The 20,565-nt window shown below is 62.8% G+C and carries 21 protein-coding genes; 15 read left to right on the forward strand and 6 right to left on the reverse strand.

The window, feature by feature from the left end; translation table 11 throughout:
- Genes C0Z16_RS11230 through C0Z16_RS11240 form a run of 3 tightly spaced genes read left to right on the forward strand, consistent with a single transcriptional unit; the run spans position 1 to position 2,938 of the window.
- Positions 1-1,347: a vWA domain-containing protein gene (locus C0Z16_RS11230; RefSeq protein WP_407070665.1), complete on the forward strand. Its 1,347-nt coding sequence runs from the start codon at positions 1-3 to the stop codon at positions 1,345-1,347.
- On the forward strand, positions 1,338-1,943 hold the full coding sequence (locus C0Z16_RS11235) for a CoxG family protein (protein ID WP_102632212.1): 606 nt from the start codon (positions 1,338-1,340) through the stop codon (positions 1,941-1,943). The genes C0Z16_RS11230 and C0Z16_RS11235 overlap by 10 nt, the downstream gene beginning before the upstream one ends.
- A complete protein-coding gene (locus tag C0Z16_RS11240) occupies positions 1,916-2,938 on the forward strand; it encodes an XdhC family protein (RefSeq protein ID WP_102632213.1) in 1,023 nt (340 codons plus the stop codon). Before C0Z16_RS11235 ends, C0Z16_RS11240 begins: the two co-directional genes overlap by 28 nt.
- A 21-nt stretch (positions 2,939-2,959) precedes the next feature.
- On the opposite strand, the gene C0Z16_RS11245 is transcribed toward C0Z16_RS11240, so the two are convergent.
- From C0Z16_RS11245 to C0Z16_RS11255, 3 genes are all read right to left on the reverse strand, one after another.
- A complete protein-coding gene (locus C0Z16_RS11245) occupies positions 2,960-3,700 on the reverse strand; it encodes a PepSY-associated TM helix domain-containing protein (RefSeq protein WP_102632214.1) in 741 nt (246 codons plus the stop codon).
- Between the two features lie 386 nt (positions 3,701-4,086).
- Complete coding sequence (locus tag C0Z16_RS11250) at positions 4,087-5,112, reverse strand: serine/threonine protein kinase (RefSeq protein WP_102632215.1); 1,026 nt, start codon at positions 5,110-5,112, stop codon at positions 4,087-4,089.
- 98 nt (positions 5,113-5,210) lie between these two features.
- Positions 5,211-5,423 carry a hypothetical protein gene (locus tag C0Z16_RS11255; protein ID WP_102632305.1) on the reverse strand — a complete coding sequence of 71 codons (213 nt, stop codon included), beginning with the start codon at positions 5,421-5,423 and terminating at the stop codon, positions 5,211-5,213.
- A gap of 446 nt (positions 5,424-5,869) precedes the next feature.
- On the opposite strand from C0Z16_RS11255, the gene C0Z16_RS11260 reads away from it, so the two are divergent.
- A complete protein-coding gene (locus C0Z16_RS11260) occupies positions 5,870-7,075 on the forward strand; it encodes an MFS transporter (protein ID WP_102632216.1) in 1,206 nt (401 codons plus the stop codon).
- Between the two features lie 307 nt (positions 7,076-7,382).
- Positions 7,383-7,568: a hypothetical protein gene (locus tag C0Z16_RS11265; RefSeq protein ID WP_006050504.1), complete on the forward strand. Its 186-nt coding sequence runs from the start codon at positions 7,383-7,385 to the stop codon at positions 7,566-7,568.
- A gap of 66 nt (positions 7,569-7,634) precedes the next feature.
- Here the strand turns inward: C0Z16_RS11265 and mgrA are convergent, their stop codons facing one another.
- Positions 7,635-8,678, reverse strand: a complete 1,044-nt coding sequence (gene mgrA, locus C0Z16_RS11270) for an L-glyceraldehyde 3-phosphate reductase (RefSeq protein ID WP_102632217.1) — start codon at positions 8,676-8,678, stop codon at positions 7,635-7,637.
- 213 nt (positions 8,679-8,891) lie between these two features.
- On the opposite strand from mgrA, the gene C0Z16_RS11275 reads away from it, so the two are divergent.
- Positions 8,892-9,098, forward strand: a complete 207-nt coding sequence (locus C0Z16_RS11275) for a DUF3185 family protein (protein ID WP_102632218.1) — start codon at positions 8,892-8,894, stop codon at positions 9,096-9,098.
- A 47-nt stretch (positions 9,099-9,145) separates the two neighbouring features.
- Here C0Z16_RS11275 and C0Z16_RS11280 read toward each other — a convergent pair whose 3' ends face one another.
- Entirely contained in the window at positions 9,146-9,907 is a 762-nt protein-coding gene (locus tag C0Z16_RS11280) for a phytanoyl-CoA dioxygenase family protein (RefSeq protein WP_102632219.1), read from the reverse strand.
- A gap of 483 nt (positions 9,908-10,390) precedes the next feature.
- Here C0Z16_RS11280 and C0Z16_RS11285 point away from each other — a divergent pair, with 483 nt between their 5' ends.
- The gene (locus C0Z16_RS11285; protein ID WP_102632306.1) at positions 10,391-10,762 is read left to right on the forward strand and encodes a hypothetical protein; all 372 of its coding nucleotides are present in this window, start codon (positions 10,391-10,393) and stop codon (positions 10,760-10,762) included.
- A 190-nt stretch (positions 10,763-10,952) separates the two neighbouring features.
- On the opposite strand, the gene metK is transcribed toward C0Z16_RS11285, so the two are convergent.
- Entirely contained in the window at positions 10,953-12,143 is a 1,191-nt protein-coding gene (gene metK, locus C0Z16_RS11290) for a methionine adenosyltransferase (protein WP_102632220.1), read from the reverse strand.
- 286 nt (positions 12,144-12,429) lie between these two features.
- Between metK and C0Z16_RS11295 the strand changes: the two genes are divergently transcribed.
- From C0Z16_RS11295 to hslV, 8 genes are all read left to right on the forward strand, one after another.
- Complete coding sequence (locus C0Z16_RS11295; protein WP_102632221.1) at positions 12,430-13,314, forward strand: lipid A biosynthesis lauroyl acyltransferase; 885 nt, start codon at positions 12,430-12,432, stop codon at positions 13,312-13,314.
- 113 nt (positions 13,315-13,427) lie between these two features.
- Positions 13,428-14,291: a diaminopimelate epimerase gene (gene dapF, locus C0Z16_RS11300; protein ID WP_102632222.1), complete on the forward strand. Its 864-nt coding sequence runs from the start codon at positions 13,428-13,430 to the stop codon at positions 14,289-14,291.
- A 100-nt stretch (positions 14,292-14,391) separates the two neighbouring features.
- Complete coding sequence (locus C0Z16_RS11305) at positions 14,392-15,111, forward strand: DUF484 family protein (protein WP_102632223.1); 720 nt, start codon at positions 14,392-14,394, stop codon at positions 15,109-15,111.
- A 53-nt stretch (positions 15,112-15,164) separates the two neighbouring features.
- Positions 15,165-16,088: a tyrosine recombinase XerC gene (gene xerC / locus C0Z16_RS11310; RefSeq protein WP_102632224.1), complete on the forward strand. Its 924-nt coding sequence runs from the start codon at positions 15,165-15,167 to the stop codon at positions 16,086-16,088.
- A gap of 93 nt (positions 16,089-16,181) precedes the next feature.
- On the forward strand, positions 16,182-17,384 hold the full coding sequence (locus C0Z16_RS11315; RefSeq protein WP_102632307.1) for a class I SAM-dependent rRNA methyltransferase: 1,203 nt from the start codon (positions 16,182-16,184) through the stop codon (positions 17,382-17,384).
- 210 nt (positions 17,385-17,594) lie between these two features.
- On the forward strand, positions 17,595-18,692 hold the full coding sequence (locus tag C0Z16_RS11320) for a CobW family GTP-binding protein (RefSeq protein WP_102632225.1): 1,098 nt from the start codon (positions 17,595-17,597) through the stop codon (positions 18,690-18,692).
- A 597-nt stretch (positions 18,693-19,289) separates the two neighbouring features.
- Positions 19,290-19,709: an RNA polymerase-binding protein DksA gene (gene dksA / locus C0Z16_RS11325; RefSeq protein WP_012431412.1), complete on the forward strand. Its 420-nt coding sequence runs from the start codon at positions 19,290-19,292 to the stop codon at positions 19,707-19,709.
- Positions 19,710-20,028: 319 nt separating this feature from the next.
- Positions 20,029-20,565 carry an ATP-dependent protease subunit HslV gene (gene hslV, locus C0Z16_RS11330; protein ID WP_102632226.1) on the forward strand — a complete coding sequence of 179 codons (537 nt, stop codon included), beginning with the start codon at positions 20,029-20,031 and terminating at the stop codon, positions 20,563-20,565.

A 20,565-nucleotide genomic window follows, 5' to 3' on the forward strand; every position in this document is an offset into this window, starting at 1 on the left:
ATGACGACGCCAGGCAGCGAGGGCCGTGTGGACGGCGCCGACCCAACGGGCCCCGCCTCACGTGTCAGCTTGCCGCGCACTCAACGCATGACAGCCGCCGGGGCAGAACCAGTCGCGCCGCTTTCCACCGACACGCCCACACTCGCCCGCAACGTCGTGCACTTTGTGCGCGTGCTGCGCGGCGCGGGGTTGCCGATGTCGCCGGCGCAAGCCGTCGATGCGCTCGCCGCCTTGCATTGGATCGACCTCGGCCGCCGCGACGACGTGCGCGCGGCGCTGGCCGCATCGCTCGTCTCCGCGCCCGATGAACGCGAGCTGTTCAATGCCGCGTTCGAGCTTTTCTGGCGCGATCCGGATTGGGAGGGCAAGCTGCGCGCGCTGCTTCTGCCGAAAGTCCGCGACGGCCTTCCGCCGCCCAGACGCAACAACCGTCTCGCCGATGCGCTTGCGGTGCGCGCGCCGCCCTCGCCGCGCACGCAGACGCCGCGAGAAACCGAACAGCATGAATTGCGCGCGCACATCACTTTCAGCGCCGAAGAGCGGCTGCGTCATCGCGATTTCGACACCCTTTCCGCCGATGAATGGCGCACGCTGCGTCATCTGATTCGCGGCCAGCGTCTGCCGCTCGCAAAGGAGCCGACGCGGCGCCTCAAGGCCGCTTCGCACGGCACGCATGCGGATTTGCGCGCGAGCGCGCGGCAAGCGGTGCGCGCGGGCGGCGACTGGACCGTGTGGAAATATCGCGCGGTGGTTGAACGCAAGCCGCCGCTCGTTCTGATGCTCGACATCTCCGGCTCGATGAGCAGTTATTCGCGCGCGGTGCTGTACTTTTGCCACGCGCTCGTGCAGTCGCGTGAACGCTTGCAGGTTTTTCTGTTCGGCACGCGACTCACCAACGCGACGCGCGCGCTGCGCGAGCGTGACCCGGACGTGGCGATTGCCGCGCTCACCGAACAGGTTGTCGACTGGTCGGGCGGAACGCGAATCGGCGCAGCGCTCGCCGAATTCAACCGGCGTTGGGCGCGGCGCGTGCTCACTGGCCGCGCGACGGTGCTGCTCGTGACCGACGGCCTCGATCACGAAGCGATCGACGTGCTCGACGCCGAAATGGCCCGCCTGCGCCGCTTTGCGCACCGTATCGTGTGGCTCAATCCGCTGCTGCGTTTCAGCGGTTTCTCTCCGAAGGCGCGCGGCGTGCAGGCGATCCTGCCGTATGTCGACGCGCATCGTCCGGTTCATAATCTAGACAGCCTGGCCGCGTTCGGCCGCGATCTCGCGCAACTCACGCGCGCGCCTCGTCCGAAAGCCTCTGCCACGCCAACCGCAGGAGCAAGTCCATGGAACTGACCGAAACTCATACGCTGCCGGTTTCGCAACAGCGTACGTGGGATGCGCTGAACGACACTGAGATTCTGCGCGCCTGCATTCCCGGCTGTGAAAGCATCGACCCGGACGGTGACAATGCCTATCTCGTCGCGTTGAGCGCCGCGGTCGGTCCGGTCAAGGCGCGCTTCAAAGGGCGCATGCAACTGACCGACATCGACGCGCCGAACGCCTACAACATCGTGTTCGAAGGCCAGGGTGGCGCGGCCGGCTTCGCCAAGGGCAACGCGCGCGTCATGCTCGAAGCCGACGGCGAAGCTGCGACAAAACTGAGCTATACCGCGAACGCGCAAGTCGGTGGCAAGCTCGCGCAGATCGGCTCGCGGCTCGTCGACGGCGCGGCACGCAAGATTGCCAGCGAGTTTTTCAAGCGCTTCGGCGCGCAGGTCGGTGAAGGCGCCGGTGCCGTCGAGGATGAGAGCGCTGAAGATGTCACCGACGCTGCAGCCGCCGACGCGGCGGGGCACAATACGGCATCGACCGAGGCCGCGGACGACGTGTCCGGCGGCGATGCAACGAAGAGGAAGAAATCATGGACAGCGTGGATCTCGAAGTCCTGAAGTCCAGCGCACGTTGGCTGGAAGAAGGACATCGCGCGCTACTGGTGACGGTGGTGAAAACGTGGGGCTCGTCCCCGCGCCCCGAAGGCGCGATGCTCGCGGTACGCGACGACGGACTCGTGGTCGGCTCCGTTTCGGGCGGCTGCATCGAAGACGACCTGATTGATCGCGTGCGGCAACGGGGCATCGAACAGACGCGTCCCGAGGCGGTGAAATATGGCATCTCGGCGGAAGAGGCGCATCGCTTCGGACTGCCTTGCGGCGGCACCATCCAACTGGTACTCGAACCGCTGACGCCGCGAAGCGGTATCGCCGAACTCTGCAACGCGGTGGAAGAAGGCCGGCTGGTCGCGCGCGAACTCGACATGAACTCGGGCGAGGCGCGGCTCGACAAGGCGCTGGCAACGGACGGCGTGCATTTCGACGGCGAGCGTCTGTTGACCATTCACGGCCCGCGTTATCGGATGCTCGTGATCGGCGCGGGGCAGTTGTCGCGCTATCTGTGCAACATCGCCGTGGGACTCGACTATCAGGTGACGGTTTGCGACCCGCGCGAGGAGTACACGGAAGAGTGGAACATTCCCGGCACGAAGATCGTGCGGACCATGCCGGACGATACGGTGCTCGACATGAAGCTCGACGAGCGCTGCGCAGTGATCGCACTTACGCACGACCCCAAGCTCGACGATCTGGCCTTGATGGAAGCGCTCAAGACGCCGGCGTTCTACGTCGGCGCATTAGGTTCCAGGCGCAATAACCAGGCGCGCCGCGAGCGGCTCAGAGAGTTCGATCTGAGCGAGACCGAGTTGGCCCGCTTGCACGGGCCGGTCGGCATTTATATCGGTAGCCGGACGCCGCCTGAAATCGCCGTGTCCATTCTCGCCGAAGTGACCGCGGCCAAGAATGGCGTTTCGTTGCCGACGCTGCTTCAGGTTGAGGGCGCGAAGGCGGCGCGGGAAATCGCGGCTTCCGGCGGAGCGGCTTGCAGCGCCTAAATGTTTGAGCGCTGGACGGGCTTACATCAACCCGCAAACCACCGCTGCAATCACCGATCCGCCCACCAGCACCACGCCCACCACCCGGCGTTTGTTCAACTCGGTCCACAGCAGCACGCCGGTCAGCGAGAGCAGGATCATCGCGCCGGCGATCGTGTCGACCAGCAGCATCCATCCGATGCTCAAGCCCACGCCTTTGTGAAAATTGGTCATCGTCGCGAGGAAGGAATTCTGCGTGCTTTTCACCGCGACGAAGCCGTTGCCGACCCAGTACTCGGCTTGCACGTTCTGCGTCGGTGCGGCGAATCCGATCTGCCAGAACTCCGGCTGCACCGTGCTGCGATCGCCCCACGCCACCGGATGCGCCGGCTCGCGCTTCACCCTGCCCGGCTTGCCGTCGATTTTCAGTTCACCCTGGAGCCACTTCGCCATGTCCATCGGCGAATGAAACGGCTTTTCCGGCACGGCCATCTGCAATTCCTCGACCTGCGGTTGGCCCGTGGGGACCTTCATCGGGCCCGCGCGATGGTTCAGCAGGAAACCGGTCGCGCCGAACATCAGTCCGAGCACCGCGCCCCATAGGCCGACCCATCCGTGCACGTTGCGCAGCCACTTGATGAAGTTCGCGCGCCGCGAACGCTGACGCCGCGCCGCCTGCTCGGCGCCGTCCATCAAATGATGGCCGGGCGGCTGTTCGTGCGCGACATAGCGCGTCGCGCCATCGGCGGCGGGTTTCATATCGATCCAATCAGGCGCGTTCACATCCAGCTCCAGGCACATGAGTTAGACCGCCGCCCGCGCCGCGACGAAGGGGGCGCTCAGAGACCGGCGGCGAAGAAATATCGAAACGAGAGAGCGGACGGGTCCGGCCTGCGGTCCAGAGCCGTCCTGTTGAAAGGTTGGCTGGCAGTCACAGAGGAGGAGACAGGTGACAGGAAGCTGGCGATGCCCTTCAATTGAGAATGGCTATCATTACACAACTGGCACGTTTGCTCAATCGCGGCGTGGCGGGAAGTGCCGCTTTCAGATCAGTGTGGTTCGGGCCGGCGCCGGCATGGACGAGCGCAAGCCGCGCCGTAACGCTTAGACCGCCGTTCAACGCGCTTGCGCGAGCGGCCGGTCATGCGCTCAACGTGTGCAGCAAAAACTCAGACCGGCCACAGCGGCCCTTCCTGCATCGCGCCGAGTTGCTCACGCATTTCGAGGATGCGCTCTTCCCAATAACGCTGTGTGTTGAACCAGGGAAACGCAGCGGGAAACGCGGGATCGTCCCAACGGCGCGCGAGCCACGCCTGATAGTGAATCAGCCGCAGCGTGCGCAGTGCTTCAACAAGATGAAGTTCGCGCGGCTCGAAGTCGCAGAAGTCTTCGTAACCGGCGAGCAGATCCGCCAGCGCGCGCGATGCCTCGACGCGCTCGCCCGGCAGTAGCAGCCACAAATCCTGCACGGCGGGGCCCATGCGGCTATCGTCGAAGTCGACGAAATGCGGGCCCGCGTCGGTCCACAAGACATTGCTCGGATGACAGTCGCCGTGCATTCGCAGCATGCGGATGTCGCCGGCGCGCTCGAATGCGCGCTCCACGCCTTCCAGCGCGAGGTTCACCACGGTTTCCCAGGCGGCTCGCACATCGTCCGGTATGAAGCGGTGCTCGAGCAGAAAGTCGCGCGGTTCATAGCCGAAGGTTTGAATGTCCAGCGTGGGACGCTCCGCGTAGTTCTGCGTCTGCCCAACCGCGTGAATGCGGCCGATGAAACGCCCGAGCCACTCCAGCGTATCGCGCCGGTCGATATCCGGCGCCCGTCCGCCACGGCGCTCGAAGATCGAAAAGCGGAAGCCGTCGAAGGTATGCAGTGTGCGGCCCTCGAATGCACGCGCCGGCACTGCCGGGATCTCGCGCGCGGCAAGCTCGGCGACGAACGCGTGTTCTTCGAGAATGGCGAAGTCGCTCCAACGCTCGGGACGATAGAACTTCGCGACTACAGGCGGGCCGTCTTCGACGCCCACCTGATACACGCGGTTTTCGTAGCTGTTCAGCGGCAGCATGCGCCCGTCGGTGCGCACGCCGACTGTGTCGAGCACGCTGTCGAGCGCGTCGAGCACGATTTCCGGCCGGAGCCGGGCGAAAGGCACGGCGCGGTCTGCGCCGTCCTGTGGATCGAGAATGTCGTTCATGCCGGCATTGTGCGCCGCGCCGCCGTCAAAGACGAGCGCGAGTCAAACATGCGGCTCGCGTCTGCTGGCAAGCCGCAGACGCGCCAAACCGCACCGCTTCAATGCATCTGCGCGCTTGACGGGCGTACGAATTCGCCCGTGTCGATCAGGTCTTCCAGGAAAAAGGGTTCAGTGTTCAGTTGCGGCGAAGCGCCGGGCTCGCCGGCATACCACGCCACCATGGCCATGTCGCCGAGAATGCGCATGACGATTCCGCGCGCGCCTTGCGGCACGGCGATATGCACCGATCGGACAATGGAACCGATTTGCATGATGTTTCCCCGTTCTCCCATAGCCGGCTTTATGGACTCGTGCCGGTCAAGGTGATGATAAAAGCGCCGCTTCGCCGGTAACGTTGCGTACGCACCCAATCTGCTGCGCGTGATACGCGTGAGAGCTTCGACTCATTCTTCCCGTTTTACGGGGCCATGCAAAGCGGGAACTAAAGGCGCTTCACCCGTCGTTTCGCTTTGTTCATTACGATGCGCGGCATCGCAACCAGACCATCATAAACCCTGCCGGGCAGAGATATCAAAAAGGTGGACCGTCAGCGCGATTCGCCTGTTCCAGCGCGCGTGGACGCCATTTTCAGCGTATCCTTAACTGCTTTGCATGCGTGACGTCTCGTGGATGCCGGTCCTGATCGCGGCGTGCCGGATAGATCGCCACGAGCGGTTCATCTGCTTCGTTCCGCCTTTCTGCTCTTTGCTCCTTTTCCGTGCCCAACGTCTCCGACACGCCCTATCTCGAACGCGGCACCCGCGCCTATTGGCGCGCCAGCATCGCGTTGCTTTTCGCCGGCTACGCCACGTTCTCACTGCTCTACTGCGTGCAGCCGTTGCTGCCGTCGTTTTCTTCGGCGTTTAACGTAACGCCTGCGCAAAGCAGCCTCACCGTCTCGCTGACGACAGCCGCGCTCGCGCTCGCGATCTTCGTGGCCGGCTTTGTCTCCGAAGGCTGGAGCCGTCACAAGCTGATGACCATGTCGCTTACCGTCTCCGCGTTGCTCACCATCGGTGTCTCCATTGCGCCGCAGTGGCATCAGTTGCTGTTGCTGCGCGCGCTCGAAGGTCTCGCGCTCGGCGGCGTGCCGGCCGTCGCCATGGCTTATCTCGCGGAAGAAGTGCATCCGGACGGGCTCGGTCTCGCGATGGGCCTGTATGTCGGCGGCACGGCAATCGGCGGAATGGCGGGGCGCGTAATCACCGGCGTCGTCGCGGATCTGTTTTCGTGGCGCGTCGCCATCGGCACGATCGGCGCGCTCGGCATTCTGTCGATGCTCGCGTTTCGCGCGCTGTTGCCGCCGTCGCGTCATTTCGTGCCGCGGCGCGGGCTCGGTTTCATGCATCACCGCAGCGCGCTGCTCCGGCAATTCACGCGGCCCGGCCTGCCTTTGCTGTTCCTGCTAGGTTTCGCGCTGATGGGGAGCTTCGTCACGCTATATAACTACATCGGCTACCGGCTACTCGCGCCGCCGTACCGGTTGAGTCAAACGGAGATTGGCGCGATCTTCGTCGTGTATCTGACAGGCGTCGTGGCGTCGCCATGGTCGGGACGCATGGCCGATACGTTCGGGCGCGCTCGCGTGCTAACCGCGAGCTTGCTGTTGATGGCCTTCGGTCTCGCGCTCACCATGTCGAGTCCGCTCGCGGCGATTGTCGGCGGCATCGCGTGCGTGACGTTCGGCTTCTTCGCGGGGCACGCTGTCGCAAGCGGCTGGGTAGGACGTCTTGCGAAAGAAGCCAAAGGTCAGGCCGCCGCGCTCTATCTGCTTGCGTATTACATCGGCTCGAGTGTGATCGGTTCGTATGGCGGTCACATGTGGGCCGGTTACGGATGGAACGGCGTCGCGGGATTGGTAAGTGCGTTGCTCGCGATAGGCGTGCTCGCGACCTTCAGATTGCGTCGATATGACCAGGTTTGAGCGCGAACGGCGAATCGGCGGCTGTGTCTTTCACACCGCTCGCGGCAATTGACCCCGCATCGGAGAAGCGAGCAAAGTAAGGCGTGCGTAAGCAAATGCTTCACACTTTTGTGCGCGTTTGCTGCGTCGCCGCGAACGCTTCAAGCCTTGCAGGGAATGGCTTCTGCGGCTTGCGAATAAGCGTCCAGAAGCTACTGTAAGCGGCTACGTCGATTGAACCGTCATCTATACTCAAAGCGAGCGTTTGCAGCGCATGACTCTGAAAACAGAGCCGCTGCTTTCGCGGCTGATACAAATGGAGACGGGTATGACGACCTATTTCACGATCGGCGATTTCATTCTGGTCATTCCGATGGCGCTGGCCGGGGCATTGTTCGTAGGCGCACTCCCTTGCAAAACGGAATTGCGGCACAACGCGCTGCGCGTGCTTGGCGCGCTGCTCGGCGTGGTGTTCGCGGTCGTGCTGGTCGAAGGCTTGCCGGCGCTGGTATAGCGAAAAAAGCCGCCTGACGGGCGGCTTTCGTTTGTCCTTTGCATGGCGGCAGCAGCGTCGCCGGAATCAGATCGCCTGATCCGTCGACGGCTTTTCCCACAGGTTGACGCCGCCTTCGGTCGCATAGCGGTCGATCTCCGCCAGTTCATCTTTCGAGAACGCGAGGTTCTTCAACGCGCCGACGTTCTCGCGCACCTGTTCAGCACGGCTCGCGCCGATCAGCACCGACGTCACGCGCGGATCGCGCAGCGCCCACGCGAGCGCCATCTGCGCAAGGCTTTGTCCGCGACGCTGCGCGATGTCATTCAGCTTGCGCACGTGCTCGATATTCTCCGCGCTCAAATGCTCCTGCTTCAGCGAACCGCCGCCCGGCTTGTTGACGCGCGCGTCTTCCGGTACGCCGTTCAGGTACTTGCCGGTGAGGAGACCCTGCGCGAGCGGCGTGAAGGCAATCGTGCCCGCGCCGACCTGTTCGAGCGTGTCGAGCAGCTCACGTTCGATCCAGCGATTGAGCATGTTGTACGCGGGCTGATGAATCAACAGCGGCACCTTGTATTCGGCGAGCAGCTTCGCCATTTCAAGCGTCTTGCTTGCCGAGTACGACGAAATACCGATGTACAACGCCTTGCCCTGTTGCACGGCGCTCGCCAATGCGCCGGCGGTTTCTTCGAGCGGCGTGTTCGCATCGAAGCGATGCGAATAGAAAATATCGACGTAGTCCAGACCCATGCGCTTCAAGCTCTGATCGAGACTCGCGAGCACATACTTGCGCGAACCGCCGCCTTGTCCGTACGGCCCGGGCCACATATCCCAACCGGCCTTGGATGAAATCAGCAGCTCGTCGCGATACGGCTTGAAGTCGTCCTTGAAGTGACGGCCGAAGTTCGTTTCGGCGCTGCCGTAAGGCGGCCCATAGTTGTTCGCGAGATCGAAGTGGGTGATGCCCAGGTCGAACGCCGTATGCAGAATTTCGCGTTGAGTCGAGAGCGGCGTGGTATCGCCGAAGTTGTGCCACAAGCCGAGCGACAGTGCGGGAAGTTTGAGACCCGTCTTGCCGCACACGCGGTATTGCATGTCCGAATAGCGTTCTGAAGCTGCTTCGTAAGCCATTGCTAGAGTCCTTGATGATGATGTCGCCCGATGATCACAGGCGTGGGCAATTGCATGCTGCGGGAGGCGCGCTGCTGTGGGTTTGGTTTATTTGTCCGGCCAGACCGCTATGGTAGCCAATCGACGTAATGCTTGCAGACGCCCACTATGCAGGATGGACGAGTGCTTGCCGGTCCCCTACACTTTGGCCGATCGAGCTTAATGGAGCGTTAAATGACGAAGGCGATTTCAATCGCGCTGCTTGTCGGCGGCATTGTGTTGCTGTATTTCGGCGGACAGGCATTCAATTCGGTAAGCAGCGACGTCTCACGCGTCTTTACCGGCTCGCCTTCGAACAAGGCGATCATGCTTATCGTAGGCGGCGTGGTTGCGACGCTCGCGGGAATTACGGGCATCGCTTTGTCCAGACCCAAGCGTTAAGCACCGAAGCGGCGCGGGCGTCGGCGGTGTCGAAAAGTATCGAAAAATCAGAAGGCGATTTCAGGCTTCGCCGCCGAACGTGTGCCTGGTAGCGGCACGTTGCTCGCGCCGTGATACGTGTACACAAGCGAGAACTTCACCTGGTCGCTGAGGTTCTTGCCCGCCGAATGCAGCGTATTGCAGTGGAAGAACACCACGTCCCCGACTTTGAGTTCGGGCGATACGGCGGCACGAATCCATGCCTGATTTTCTTCGAGATCGGAGCGGAAGAACTTGGCCTCGTCAAAACGCTCGCCTGTAAATGCGGCGCTGTGCGAGCCCGGCACAAACCATAGCGCGCCGTTGTCGATGGTTTCATTGCCCAGCGCGAGCCATACCGAAACCAGATCGTCGCGCTCGAACGACCAGTAACGCACGTCGCGATGCCAGCCGGTCAGGCTGCCGTACGCCGGATGCTTGGTCATCATGCAGTTGTGATGCGCGCGCGACAGGCGCGGTTCTTCACCGAAGTACAACTCCATCCAGCCGCGAATCTCCGGCGCCGTCGCCCAACGCGCAAAGCTCGGGTCACGGGCATACGCGTCCAGGAGCCGCCGCACGGTATGACCGCCGGGCGCCTGTTTCGAAGGCGGCGCGCCGGGATACTGCAAGTCCGCTTCAAACTCGATCGGCGCCGCGGCTTCCTGCAACTGACGCTGCGCGAGCTGTTTCATGTCCTCGCAACGCTCGGGCGACACCAGGCCCGGCACGACGACAAAGCCCTGCTCCCGCAACGTATGAATCTGCTCTTTCTTCGAATGGAGTGACATGGTGTTCCGTGACCGTCGACTAACCGATGTTCGATTGTAAAACGGGCGCGATCATACCGCGTGCTGTTTCACCCCCGCGCATTGAAACGAAGCTTGATTCAGGTCTGTGCGCTGCGCACTATTTTCATGCGGCACGCGAATTGCGCAGCACGCTCAGTGGGCAGATACGCACGACAATCGTTAGCCGCGGGACGTAGCGCGCAATCGCGCTAGAACCGCGACGCGTCCGTGAAAACCCGTATTCGCAGGGTAAAAACGGACTTTCTGACGTCACGAATCACGTGTAGCCTGCATGCATGTTGATCGTTACTCCCGCCTGTTTGCGCGCCGCACGGGCCATCAAGGCCGGCTCCGCTGTCCGCCGCGCAATTTTCCATCGAATCCCGGGCTCCCGCGCCGTCTATCGCGATACCGCCATTGGCACGTTTGGTGCTGCCATTGGCGCACCTTTCGTCGCGTGACACGCTGCCTACTTGTGAAGCCATGCACACTCTTCTGAATACCCGTTTTACCCGCGCCGCACTCAAAGCCGCGCGTCCGGCGCGCCGCCATGTGGTTCGCGCGCTGCGCCACCACGCCACGCGCACGCGCGCATTGGGCGAACAATGGCGCGATACCAAAGCGGTCGACGGCATCCGCACCTGGTTCAACACTTTCTTCTCGGCATTGCGCACGCGAGGCGGTTCGCGCCGCTTTTCGCTGCGCACGCTGCTGCGCAAACCGACGCCGCTGCGTCTAACCGCGATACAGCGCGCACCGGTCGCCGTGCCTGCACAAAGTGCCAGCCGCCGTCCGCGTCGCATGTCGACGAACGGCAGCACGGGCTGGTTTGCGTTCGCATTCGCGAGCCGTTAAGCGGCTTTGCCACCGGCGCACGATGTCGATGCGTTGACTTTGCGCCTTTTAGAGCGTGGCGTGTCAGCGCTGAAGCGACGCGTGATGCGAGCGCCTCGTGCGCTGTCCGCCCAAAACAGACGGCCATAAAAAACCCCGCCGGCTTGCGCCGCGCGGGGTTTTTTCACACTGAAGAAGCCAACCGCTAGCGTTAATCGGCCAGCGCGGCAACCGGTTCAGTGCCGGCAGCTTCGGCGAGTGCCAGAGCTTTATCAGTGGCTTCCCACGTGAATTCCGGCTCTTCGCGACCAAAGTGTCCATAGGCCGCGCTCTTCTCGTAGATGGGGCGCAGCAGGTCGAGCATCTGAATGATGCCCTTCGGACGCAGATCGAAATGCTCCTGCACGAGGCGCGTGATCGTTGCATCCGACACGCGGCCAGTGCCGAACGTATTGACCATCACCGAAGTCGGCTGAGCAACGCCGATTGCGTACGACACCTGGATCAGGCAGCGCGACGCGAGGCCGGCGGCCACGATATTTTTCGCGACATAACGGCCGGCATAAGCGGCCGAACGGTCGACCTTCGACGGATCCTTGCCCGAGAACGCGCCGCCGCCGTGCGGCGCCGCGCCGCCGTACGTATCGACGATGATCTTGCGGCCCGTGAGACCGCAATCGCCTTGCGGGCCGCCGATCACGAACCGGCCCGTCGGGTTCACCAGGAACTTGATGTCGCCCTTGATGAGTTCCGCCGGCAGCGTCGGCTTGATGACTTCTTCGATCACGGCTTCGCGCAGCAGGTCGAGCTCGATGTCCGGCGAATGCTGCGTGGACAGCACCACGGTGTCGATGGAGTGCGGCTTGCCGTCGACATAACGCACGGTGACTTGCGACTTCGCGTCCGGACGCAGCCAGGGCAAACGGCCGTCACGGCGCAGATTCGCTTGACGCTCGACAAGACGATGCGACAGGTGGATCGGCAACGGCATCAGTTCGGGCGTTTCTTCGCACGCGTAACCGAACATCAAGCCTTGGTCCCCGGCGCCCTGGTCGAGGTTGTTGTCGTGCGCGCGGTCCACGCCTTGCGCGATGTCCGGCGACTGCTTGTCATACGCGACAAGCACCGCGCAACCGCGGTAGTCGATACCGTAGTCGGTGTTGTCGTAACCGATGCGCTTGATCGTGTTGCGCGCAACCTGAATGTAGTCGACATTCGCGGTCGTGGTGATTTCGCCCGCGAGCACGACCAGGCCGGTGTTGCACAGCGTTTCGGCCGCGACACGCGAGTATTTGTCCTGCGTCAGGATGGCGTCGAGAATCGCGTCGGAAATCTGATCCGCGACTTTGTCGGGATGGCCTTCCGAAACGGATTCGGAGGTAAAGAGATAGTCGTTTGCCACGTTGCAGACTCCTGTTTGGTGGTTACGGTTGAGTTTCACGTAGCCAGCTTCGGGAGCCTTGAAGCGGCGACGCTTTAGCGGATTACCTTGCCAGCAAGCGCTTATCACGTGACTTATCACGTGGATCGCACCGCCCGGCTTCGCCCCGCAAGTTGTCTATTAACTCGGCGAAGCCCTTATTATAGCGACTTCCATTGATTGTCACAGAGTGTCCACGAGTGCGGTATTACGTCAACTTCTCCGCTTTCCTGAACCCCGTCACGGGAAGCGCCTCCGCGGAGGCCACATGCTGACCCGCTATGGAGCCCGGCTCGCGATCGGCCTGTTGAAACTGTTTGCGCTGTTGCCCTATGGTCTTATCGCCCGTCTCGGCGACGGCCTCGGCTGGCTGCTGTACCAGATTCCGAGCCGGCGCAAGCATATCGTCCATATCAACCTCACGCTGTGCTTCCCTGAGTGGAGCGACGCGCGCCGCAAAGACGTCGCGCAGAAGCATTTCCGTCACGCGATCCGCAGCTACCTCGAACGCAGCGTGCAATGGTTCGGCTCGGCGAAGAAGCTGGAGAAGCTGATTGAGCTCGATAGCGCGATCGATCTGACCGACCCGAATCTGCCGCCTACGCTGTTTCTCGGCTTTCACTTCGTCGGCATCGAGGCGGGCTCGATCTTTCTCAATTACTCGCTCAAGCGCCGTTGCGGCTCGCTCTATCAGCCGATGTCGAACCCTGAGTTCGAGGACGTCGCCAAGGCGGCGCGCGCGCGTTTTGGTGCGGACATGGCGAGCCGCGCCGACAGTGCGCGCGTCGTGCTGCGCTGGCTGCGCGAACGCAAGCCGGTCATGCTCGGCGCCGACATGGACTACGGCGCGCGCAATTCGACCTTCGTGCCGTTCTTCGACGTGCCGACGTGCACGCTGACGGCGGTCGGCCGTCTTGCGAAAGTCGGTCATGCGCAGGTGGTACCGTTCATCGGCGAAGTGCTGCCGAACTACAAGGGTTATCGCCTGAGAGTGTTCGAGCCGTGGGACAACTACCCAACCGGCGACGACGACGCGGATGCACGGCGCATGAATGCCTTCCTGGAAAAACAGATTCCGTCGATGCCCGAGCAGTATTACTGGGTGCACAAACGTTTCAAGACGCGGCCGCCTGGCATGCCGAGCGTGTATTGAAGCTGATGCCTGAACGTGGAGCGCCTTCGGCCGCACGCCATGCGCCAGGCATGCGAGCGTGGAATTAACGCCCCGTTCGGCTCACCTGTGGGCGCGTCACTTACAATAGCGTGATGAAACTGAAATTCACCAAAATGCACGGCGCGGGCAACGACTTCGTCGTGCTCGACGGCTACACCCAACCGGTCAACCTGACGCCGGCGCAGGTGCGCGCGCTCGCGGACCGGCATTTCGGCGTGGGCGCCGACCAATTGCTGCTGGTCGAAAAGCCCACGGTGGACGGCGTCGATTTCAGGTATCGCATCTTCAATTGCGACGGCGGGGAAGTCGAGCATTGCGGCAATGGCGCGCGCTGCTTCGTGAAGTTCGTGCGCGACCGCGGCCTGACAGATCAGCGCAGCGTCCGCGTGCAAGTGCAGAATGGCACGATCACGCTGACCATGCAGGAAAACGGCGAAGTGCTGGTCAATATGGGCGCGCCGGTGTTCGACCCGGAGCGCGTGCCCTTCGCCACCAAAGGTCTGGAAGGACGCCGGGAAGGCGACGATACACTTTGGCCGCTCGACGTGAACGGCACCACGCGCTGGATTTCGGTGGTATCGATGGGCAATCCGCACGCGGTGCAAGTGGTCGATGACGTCGAGGAGTTTGCTGTGCTCGTCGAAGGTCCGGTGATCGAGCGGCATGCGCGTTTCCCGCAGCGAGTGAACGCGGGTTTCATGCAGATCGTCGGCCGTAGCGAAATCAAACTGCGCGTGTATGAGCGCGGCGCTGGTGAAACGCTGGCGTGCGGCACGGGCGCATGTGCGGCAGTTGCAGCGGGCATCCGCCGCGGACTGCTGGAGGCGCCGGTGCTCGTCCATACGCATGGCGGCAAGCTCACTATCTCGTGGGACAGCAAGCACGAAGACGAACCGTTGCTGATGGCAGGCCCCGCCACGACCGTCTTCGAAGGCGAGATCGAACTGGCCGATTGAAGGTGTCCAGCTCAATGGCGCATGAATGATCCATTAACTCATTGACCGACTGACCGACGTGCCGCATCGAGGCGTCGTCTGTAGTCCTCTAGCCGAAACCATGAACGATCGCGAAGTCGCCGAATACCTGCTCGCCAACCCCGATTTTTTCGCGGAACACGCGGAAATGCTCGCGACCATCCGGCTTGCGAACCCGCACGGCAAGGCCGCAGTGTCGCTGCAGGAGCGGCAGATGGAAATGTTGCGCGACAAGAACAAGCATCTTGAACGCCGGCTCGCCGAACTGCTGCGCTACGGCCACGAGAACGACAGCATCGCCTCCAAGTTCAACCGCTGGACGATGCGCGTGATGGCCGAGCGCGATCCCTACGCGCTGCCCCGCACGATCGCCAATGGTTTGCGCGACATTTTCGACGTGCCGCAAGCCGCGCTGCGCGTGTGGGACGTGGCGGAGCCGTTTGCTCAGGCCGACTTCGCGCGCCACGTCGGCGAAGAAGTGCGTATCTTCGCGAACAGCCTCACGGCACCTTACTGCGGCGCGAACACCGGCTTCGAGGCAGCGCAGTGGCTCGTGCCGGCGGTCAGTGTTGCCGACGAAAGCGCGTCCGGCGGCGCAGCGCCCGAGTCGGCGCATGTCACGGAGTCGATTGCGCTGCTTGCGCTGCGCGATCCCGAAGGCAAGGAAGAAGCATCGGCGTTCGGCCTGCTGGTCATGGGCTCAGCCGACGCGCGCCGTTTCCACGAGGGCATGGCGACCGACTTCCTTACGCAGATCGGCGGCCTCGCGAGCGCCGCGCTCAGCCGTCTTCTGCCGCGCTGATCCAGCGAGCGCCACGCGTTAGCCGCCAGCCAAAGCCAGCGATCAAGCCCACCGTGACCGAAGCCGATCCCATCGCCGCCTATCTGTCGAATCTCGAACATGAGCGGCGACTGTCGGCGCATACCTTGCGCGGCTACACGCACGAACTGGAAGAACTCCGGCTGCTGGCCAAAGGCCGGCCGCTCGAAAGCCTCAGCGCCGTCGATATTCGCGGCGCCGTTTCGCGCGCGCATGCGGGCGGACTGACGGCGCGTTCGATCAGCCACCGCTTGTCGGCGTGGCGCGCGTTTTACCGCTGGCTCGCCGGCCGCGTCGATTTGCCGGCCAATCCGGTCGCGACGGTGCGCGCGCCCAAGCAGCCCAAGACGCTGCCAAAAGCACTGTCCGTCGACGACGCCAACCGCCTGATGGAAAGCCCGGCAGCTGAATCGGCTGAAGGTTTGCGCGATCACGCGATGCTCGAACTGTTCTACTCGTCCGGGCTGCGTCTGGCGGAGCTGGTCGGTCTCGACGCCCGTTTCGCCGATGCCGGCGGCTATCGCTCGGCAGGCTGGCTCAAGCTCGATTCCGCAGAAGTTGAAGTGCTCGGCAAGGGCAACCGGCGCCGCATCGTGCCGGTCGGCAGCAAAGCGCTCGACGCGCTGAACGCGTGGCTCGCGGTGCGGGACCAGATGGTGAAGCACGACCCGCATCCACTCTTTCTGTCGGCCCGCGGCAATCGCCTGTCGCCGAATGCGGTGCGCGAGCGCGTCAAGCGCGCGGCCCTCGTCGCCGGCATTCCCGCCAATGTGCATCCGCACGTACTGCGGCATTCGTTCGCCACGCACGTGCTGCAGTCGAGCGGCGATCTGCGCGCCGTGCAGGAATTACTCGGGCACGCGAGCATCACGGCCACGCAGGTGTACACCGGGCTCGACTTTCAGCATCTCGCGCACGTCTACGACCAGGCGCATCCACGCGCCAAAAAACGCGACTGACGCCGCTTTTGCGGATTTTTGGTCTCCGCCTTCGCTTCATCCGCCGCACGTGCGCAGCAAGCCGCGCGGCCCTTTGCTCTCGCTGACATCCTGATGAATACCGTTACGCTCAAACCGTCGAAAGAAAAATCGCTGCTGCGCCGCCATCCGTGGGTCTATGCGAACGCAATCGACCGGATCGACGGCAATCCCGCGCCCGGCGTGACCGTGCTGGTGCGCACGCACGACGGCCGGTTTCTCGCGCGTGCCGCCTACAGTCCGCACTCGCAGATTCGCGCCCGCGTGTGGAGCTTCGACGAAAGCGAGCCGATCGATCACGCGTTCTTCAAGCGCCGCGTGCAGCGGGCGCTTGCGCACCGTCGAACCATGGTTCACGACACCGGCGCCGTGCGGCTGATTTTCGGCGAAGCGGACGGCCTCCCAGGCCTGATTGTCGATCACTACATCGCCGAGGACGAAGGCCAGCGCAGCCAGCTCGTGTGCCAGTTCATGGCGGCGGGCGTCGAAGCGTGGAAGGAAGCGATCGTCGCGGCGCTGGTCGACGCCACGCGCTGCCCGAACGTCTACGAGCGTTCGGACGTGTCGATTCGTCAGAAGGAAGGGCTCGAACAGATCACCGGCGTGCTGGCGGGCGAGCCGCCTTCGGAAGCGCTGATCGCAAGCGAGAACGGCGTGCGCTATCACGTGGACGTGCGCAACGGCCACAAGACCGGCTTTTATGTCGACCAGCGCGACAACCGCCTGCTCGTGCAGCAGCTCGCGCAGGATCGTGACGTGCTGAACTGCTTCTGCTACACCGGCGGTTTCTCGCTGGCGGCGCTCAAAGGCGGCGCAAAGCGAGTCGTTTCTATCGATTCGTCCGGCGAGGCGTTGGCGCTCGCGCAGCAGAACGTGGCGGCGAACGGCTTCGACGCCGAACGCGCCACATGGCTCGACGCCGACGCGTTCAAGACGCTGCGCCGCCTTTACGACGAGGGCGAGCGCTTCGATCTGATCGTGCTCGATCCGCCGAAATTCGCACCTTCTCGCGAACATGTGGACCGCGCGTCGCGTGCTTATAAAGACATCAACCTGACCGGCCTGAAGCTGCTGCGCCCGGGCGGCCTGCTGTTCACCTATTCGTGCTCCGGCGCAATCGATTCCGAACTGTTCCAGAAGATCGTGGCCAGCGCGGCCGCGGACGCGCGCGTCGATGCGCGGATTCTCAAGCGCCTTGGCGCCGGGGTGGATCATCCATTGCTGACGGCATTTCCGGAAGGCGAATACCTGAAGGGCCTGCTGTTGCAAATTGCCTGATCGCCTATAACTTCACGGTTATTTCGCATCGACGCATGCGCCGCGGCGGCTTCGGAATACCGCTCGCCAGCGCCGGCTTGACAGATATGTTTCAATATCCGGCTAGACAGGGCTGCGCGCCGTGAGCCAGCCGCGCCCGCTTATGCATGCGCTTATGCATGCCATTACGCATTCGATCACGCATCGTTTCACGACCTATAGGCGAACAACATGATCCCAGTCACGATCCTGACCGGCTTTCTCGGCAGCGGCAAAACCACCCTGCTCAAGCGCATCCTGAACGAAAAGCACGGCATGAAGATCGCCGTGATCGAGAACGAGTTCGGCGAAGAGAACATCGACAACGAAATTCTCGTGCAGGACACGAGCGAGCAGATCATCCAGATGAGCAACGGCTGCATCTGCTGCACGATCCGCGGCGATCTCTCGCGTGTGCTCGGCGACCTGGCCGCGCAGAAACAGTCGGGCAAGCTCGATTTCGACCGCGTGGTGATCGAGACCACCGGGCTCGCGAACCCAGGCCCCGTCGCCCAGACGTTCTTCATGGACGATCAGATCGCCAGCGAATTCCTGCTCGACGCGATCATCACGCTGGTGGACGCAAAGCATGCGAACCATCAACTGGACGAGCATGAAGTCGTGCAGCGCCAGGTCGGTTTCGCGGACCGCCTGTTCATCACCAAGGCCGATCTCGTCGACGAACAACAGCTGGCCGATTTGCGCCACCGTCTGCTGCATATGAATCCGAAGGCGGCGATCAGGATGGTCAACTTCGGCGAAGCGGACATCAAGGAAATCTTCGACCTGCGCGGCTTCAACCTGAATTCGAAGCTCGAGATCGATCCGGACTTCCTCGCCGAAGACGAACACGCGCACAGCCACGCGCACGCGCACGACGAGCACGGCCATACGCACGACGAGGATCACGATCACGCGAGCTGCGATCACGACCATGGTCATTGCGATCACGAAGGCCATGACCACGCGCACCACCATCACGCGCATCACGACGACAAGATCAAGTCGTTCGTGTATCGCAACGACCGCCCGTTCGATCCGAACAAGCTCGAAGATTTCCTCGGCGGCATCTTGCAGATTTACGGCGAACGCCTGCTTCGCTATAAGGGCGTGCTGTACATGAAGGGCGTCGACCGCAAAGTCGTGTTCCAGGGCGTGCATCAGATGATGGGCAGCGACCTCGCGGCGAAATGGCAGCCGGTCGAGAAAAAGACCAACAAGATGGTGTTTATCGGCATTGAACTGCCGCAAGACCTGATTACCGACGGCCTGGACGCCTGTCTCGCCTGAGCGCGACGTTCGCCGCGCGGTAATCTTCTGCCGAAAAAGCATCGCGCGGCGGCCGAATAGCCCCAGCGTTATGTGCGGTGGCGCACGTGTGTGAAAAACGCGTGAAAACCCTGCTGTATTAATGCGTGTACGACCATCGCTTTTTGACCGTTCGCGCGTTATATTTTCGGGATACCGGGACGCCGCAGAGGGATTTCCACCAGTTGCGGTGCCGGATTGTGATTCAGTTACAATACGTGCCCACTGGAGAATGAGAACGATTTGCCCGGTCAGTGCGCGGTGATCACGTACTGCGCGCCGGGCTTGAAGCGGCGCCGGAAAATCTTATCCGGGAACACGCCGACAATGCCCGCCGCCGCAGCCTGACAAGGCCTGCTGCCCGGGAGCAATACCTCAGGAGCATTTGAGAATCGGTTTCCAGAGGAGTTCGGCCCCGCATTGGCGTCGCGACGCCCGACGTGGGCGCCAGGCGCTTCGGCGTCACGACAGTCCATCGTCCGTGCCCGCCCTGCGCTCAGCGTCCCGAGGCGCCTTGCGGGCAATACGAAAGTGCGGGCACTATGCAGAGTTTTGCCTCACATTGAAGAAGTAAGCCAGATGACGACGAAACGACTCTTGACCGAAGCCGAAATCCTGAAGATGAGCGACAAGGATTACATGAATGAGGATCAGCTCGCTTTCTTCAAGAACAAGCTCGAACAGCTGCAGGCGGACATTCTCCGCAATGCCGGCCAGACGACCGAGAACTTGCGCGAAACCGTAATCGTGCCGGACCCGGCCGACCGCGCAACGATCGAGGAAGAGCATGCACTTGAGCTGCGCACGCGCGACCGCGAGCGCAAGCTGCTGAAGAAGGTGCAGCAGTCGATCGCGCGTATCGACTCTGGCGACTATGGCTGGTGCGAAGAAACCGGTGAGCCGATCGGCATTCCGCGTCTGCTCGCGCGGCCCACGGCCACCCTGTCGCTCGAGGCGCAGGAGCGCCGCGAACTGCGCCAGAAGCTGTTCGGCGACTGAACGCCGGCGGCGCGGCTTCGGCGCTGCGCCCAAAAAACGCTGCTTCGTCGAGAGGCGCACGGTGATCCGTGCGCCTTTTTTCTTTTGCGCGCCGCTGCGCCGCGGATCGCGGGCATCGCCCCTGCCGAACCACGTTTTTTGTCTTATGCCATTTGCCGGCTCTTGATATGCCCGCGCACGCCCTAAAATAATTCCGACATGCGCTGCACGAGCGCGCGAGGTGGCTCACTTTTCGCGTCGCGCGCCGTCCGCTTCCCAGGATTCATGCGGTAGTGCATCGCGCTGCCGCGTCCTACCCGCTTTGCAAAGAGGAACGCATATGGAGCAATTTCACGGCACGACGATCGTCTCCGTGCGCCGCGGCGACAAGGTCGCGCTAGGCGGCGACGGCCAGGTGACGCTCGGCAACATCGTCATGAAAGGCGGTGCGAAGAAGGTCCGGCGCATTTATAACGGCAAGGTGCTGGTCGGCTTCGCCGGTGGCACGGCGGACGCCTTTTCGCTGCTCGACCGCTTCGAGGCGAAGCTGGAGAAGCACCAGGGCAACCTCACGCGAGCCGCGGTCGAACTCGCGAAAGACTGGCGCACGGACCGCATGCTGCGTCGCCTGGAAGCCATGCTGATCGCGGCCGACGCGACCACCACGCTCGTCATCACCGGCAACGGCGACGTGCTCGATCCGGAAGGTGGCATTTGCGCGATCGGTTCGGGCGGCGCTTATGCACAAGCCGCCGCGAAAGCCCTCGCCGACAACACCGCGTTGTCGCCTCGCGAAATCGTGGAGAAGTCGCTGGAGATTGCCGGCGACATGTGCATCTACACGAACCATAACCGCGTCATCGAGACGATCGAGTAA

This window comes from Paraburkholderia rhynchosiae, from assembly GCF_002879865.1.
Lineage (GTDB): Bacteria > Pseudomonadota > Gammaproteobacteria > Burkholderiales > Burkholderiaceae > Paraburkholderia > Paraburkholderia rhynchosiae.

Excerpts from the sequence above, each read along its gene's own strand:
- C0Z16_RS11230 (WP_407070665.1), top strand. The coding sequence starts at position 1 with ATGACGACGCCAGGCAGCGAGGGCCGTGTGGACGGCGCCGACCCAACG.
- C0Z16_RS11235 (WP_102632212.1), top strand. The coding sequence starts at position 1,338 with ATGGAACTGACCGAAACTCATACGCTGCCGGTTTCGCAACAGCGTACG.
- C0Z16_RS11240 (WP_102632213.1), top strand. The coding sequence starts at position 1,916 with ATGGACAGCGTGGATCTCGAAGTCCTGAAGTCCAGCGCACGTTGGCTG.
- C0Z16_RS11250 (WP_102632215.1), bottom strand. The coding sequence starts at position 5,112 with ATGAACGACATTCTCGATCCACAGGACGGCGCAGACCGCGCCGTGCCT.
- C0Z16_RS11255 (WP_102632305.1), bottom strand. The coding sequence starts at position 5,423 with ATGCAAATCGGTTCCATTGTCCGATCGGTGCATATCGCCGTGCCGCAA.
- C0Z16_RS11265 (WP_006050504.1), top strand. The coding sequence starts at position 7,383 with ATGACGACCTATTTCACGATCGGCGATTTCATTCTGGTCATTCCGATG.
- mgrA (WP_102632217.1), bottom strand. The coding sequence starts at position 8,678 with ATGGCTTACGAAGCAGCTTCAGAACGCTATTCGGACATGCAATACCGC.
- C0Z16_RS11275 (WP_102632218.1), top strand. The coding sequence starts at position 8,892 with ATGACGAAGGCGATTTCAATCGCGCTGCTTGTCGGCGGCATTGTGTTG.
- C0Z16_RS11280 (WP_102632219.1), bottom strand. The coding sequence starts at position 9,907 with ATGTCACTCCATTCGAAGAAAGAGCAGATTCATACGTTGCGGGAGCAG.
- C0Z16_RS11285 (WP_102632306.1), top strand. The coding sequence starts at position 10,391 with ATGCACACTCTTCTGAATACCCGTTTTACCCGCGCCGCACTCAAAGCC.
- C0Z16_RS11295 (WP_102632221.1), top strand. The coding sequence starts at position 12,430 with ATGCTGACCCGCTATGGAGCCCGGCTCGCGATCGGCCTGTTGAAACTG.
- dapF (WP_102632222.1), top strand. The coding sequence starts at position 13,428 with ATGAAACTGAAATTCACCAAAATGCACGGCGCGGGCAACGACTTCGTC.
- C0Z16_RS11305 (WP_102632223.1), top strand. The coding sequence starts at position 14,392 with ATGAACGATCGCGAAGTCGCCGAATACCTGCTCGCCAACCCCGATTTT.
- C0Z16_RS11315 (WP_102632307.1), top strand. The coding sequence starts at position 16,182 with ATGAATACCGTTACGCTCAAACCGTCGAAAGAAAAATCGCTGCTGCGC.
- C0Z16_RS11320 (WP_102632225.1), top strand. The coding sequence starts at position 17,595 with ATGATCCCAGTCACGATCCTGACCGGCTTTCTCGGCAGCGGCAAAACC.
- dksA (WP_012431412.1), top strand. The coding sequence starts at position 19,290 with ATGACGACGAAACGACTCTTGACCGAAGCCGAAATCCTGAAGATGAGC.
- hslV (WP_102632226.1), top strand. The coding sequence starts at position 20,029 with ATGGAGCAATTTCACGGCACGACGATCGTCTCCGTGCGCCGCGGCGAC.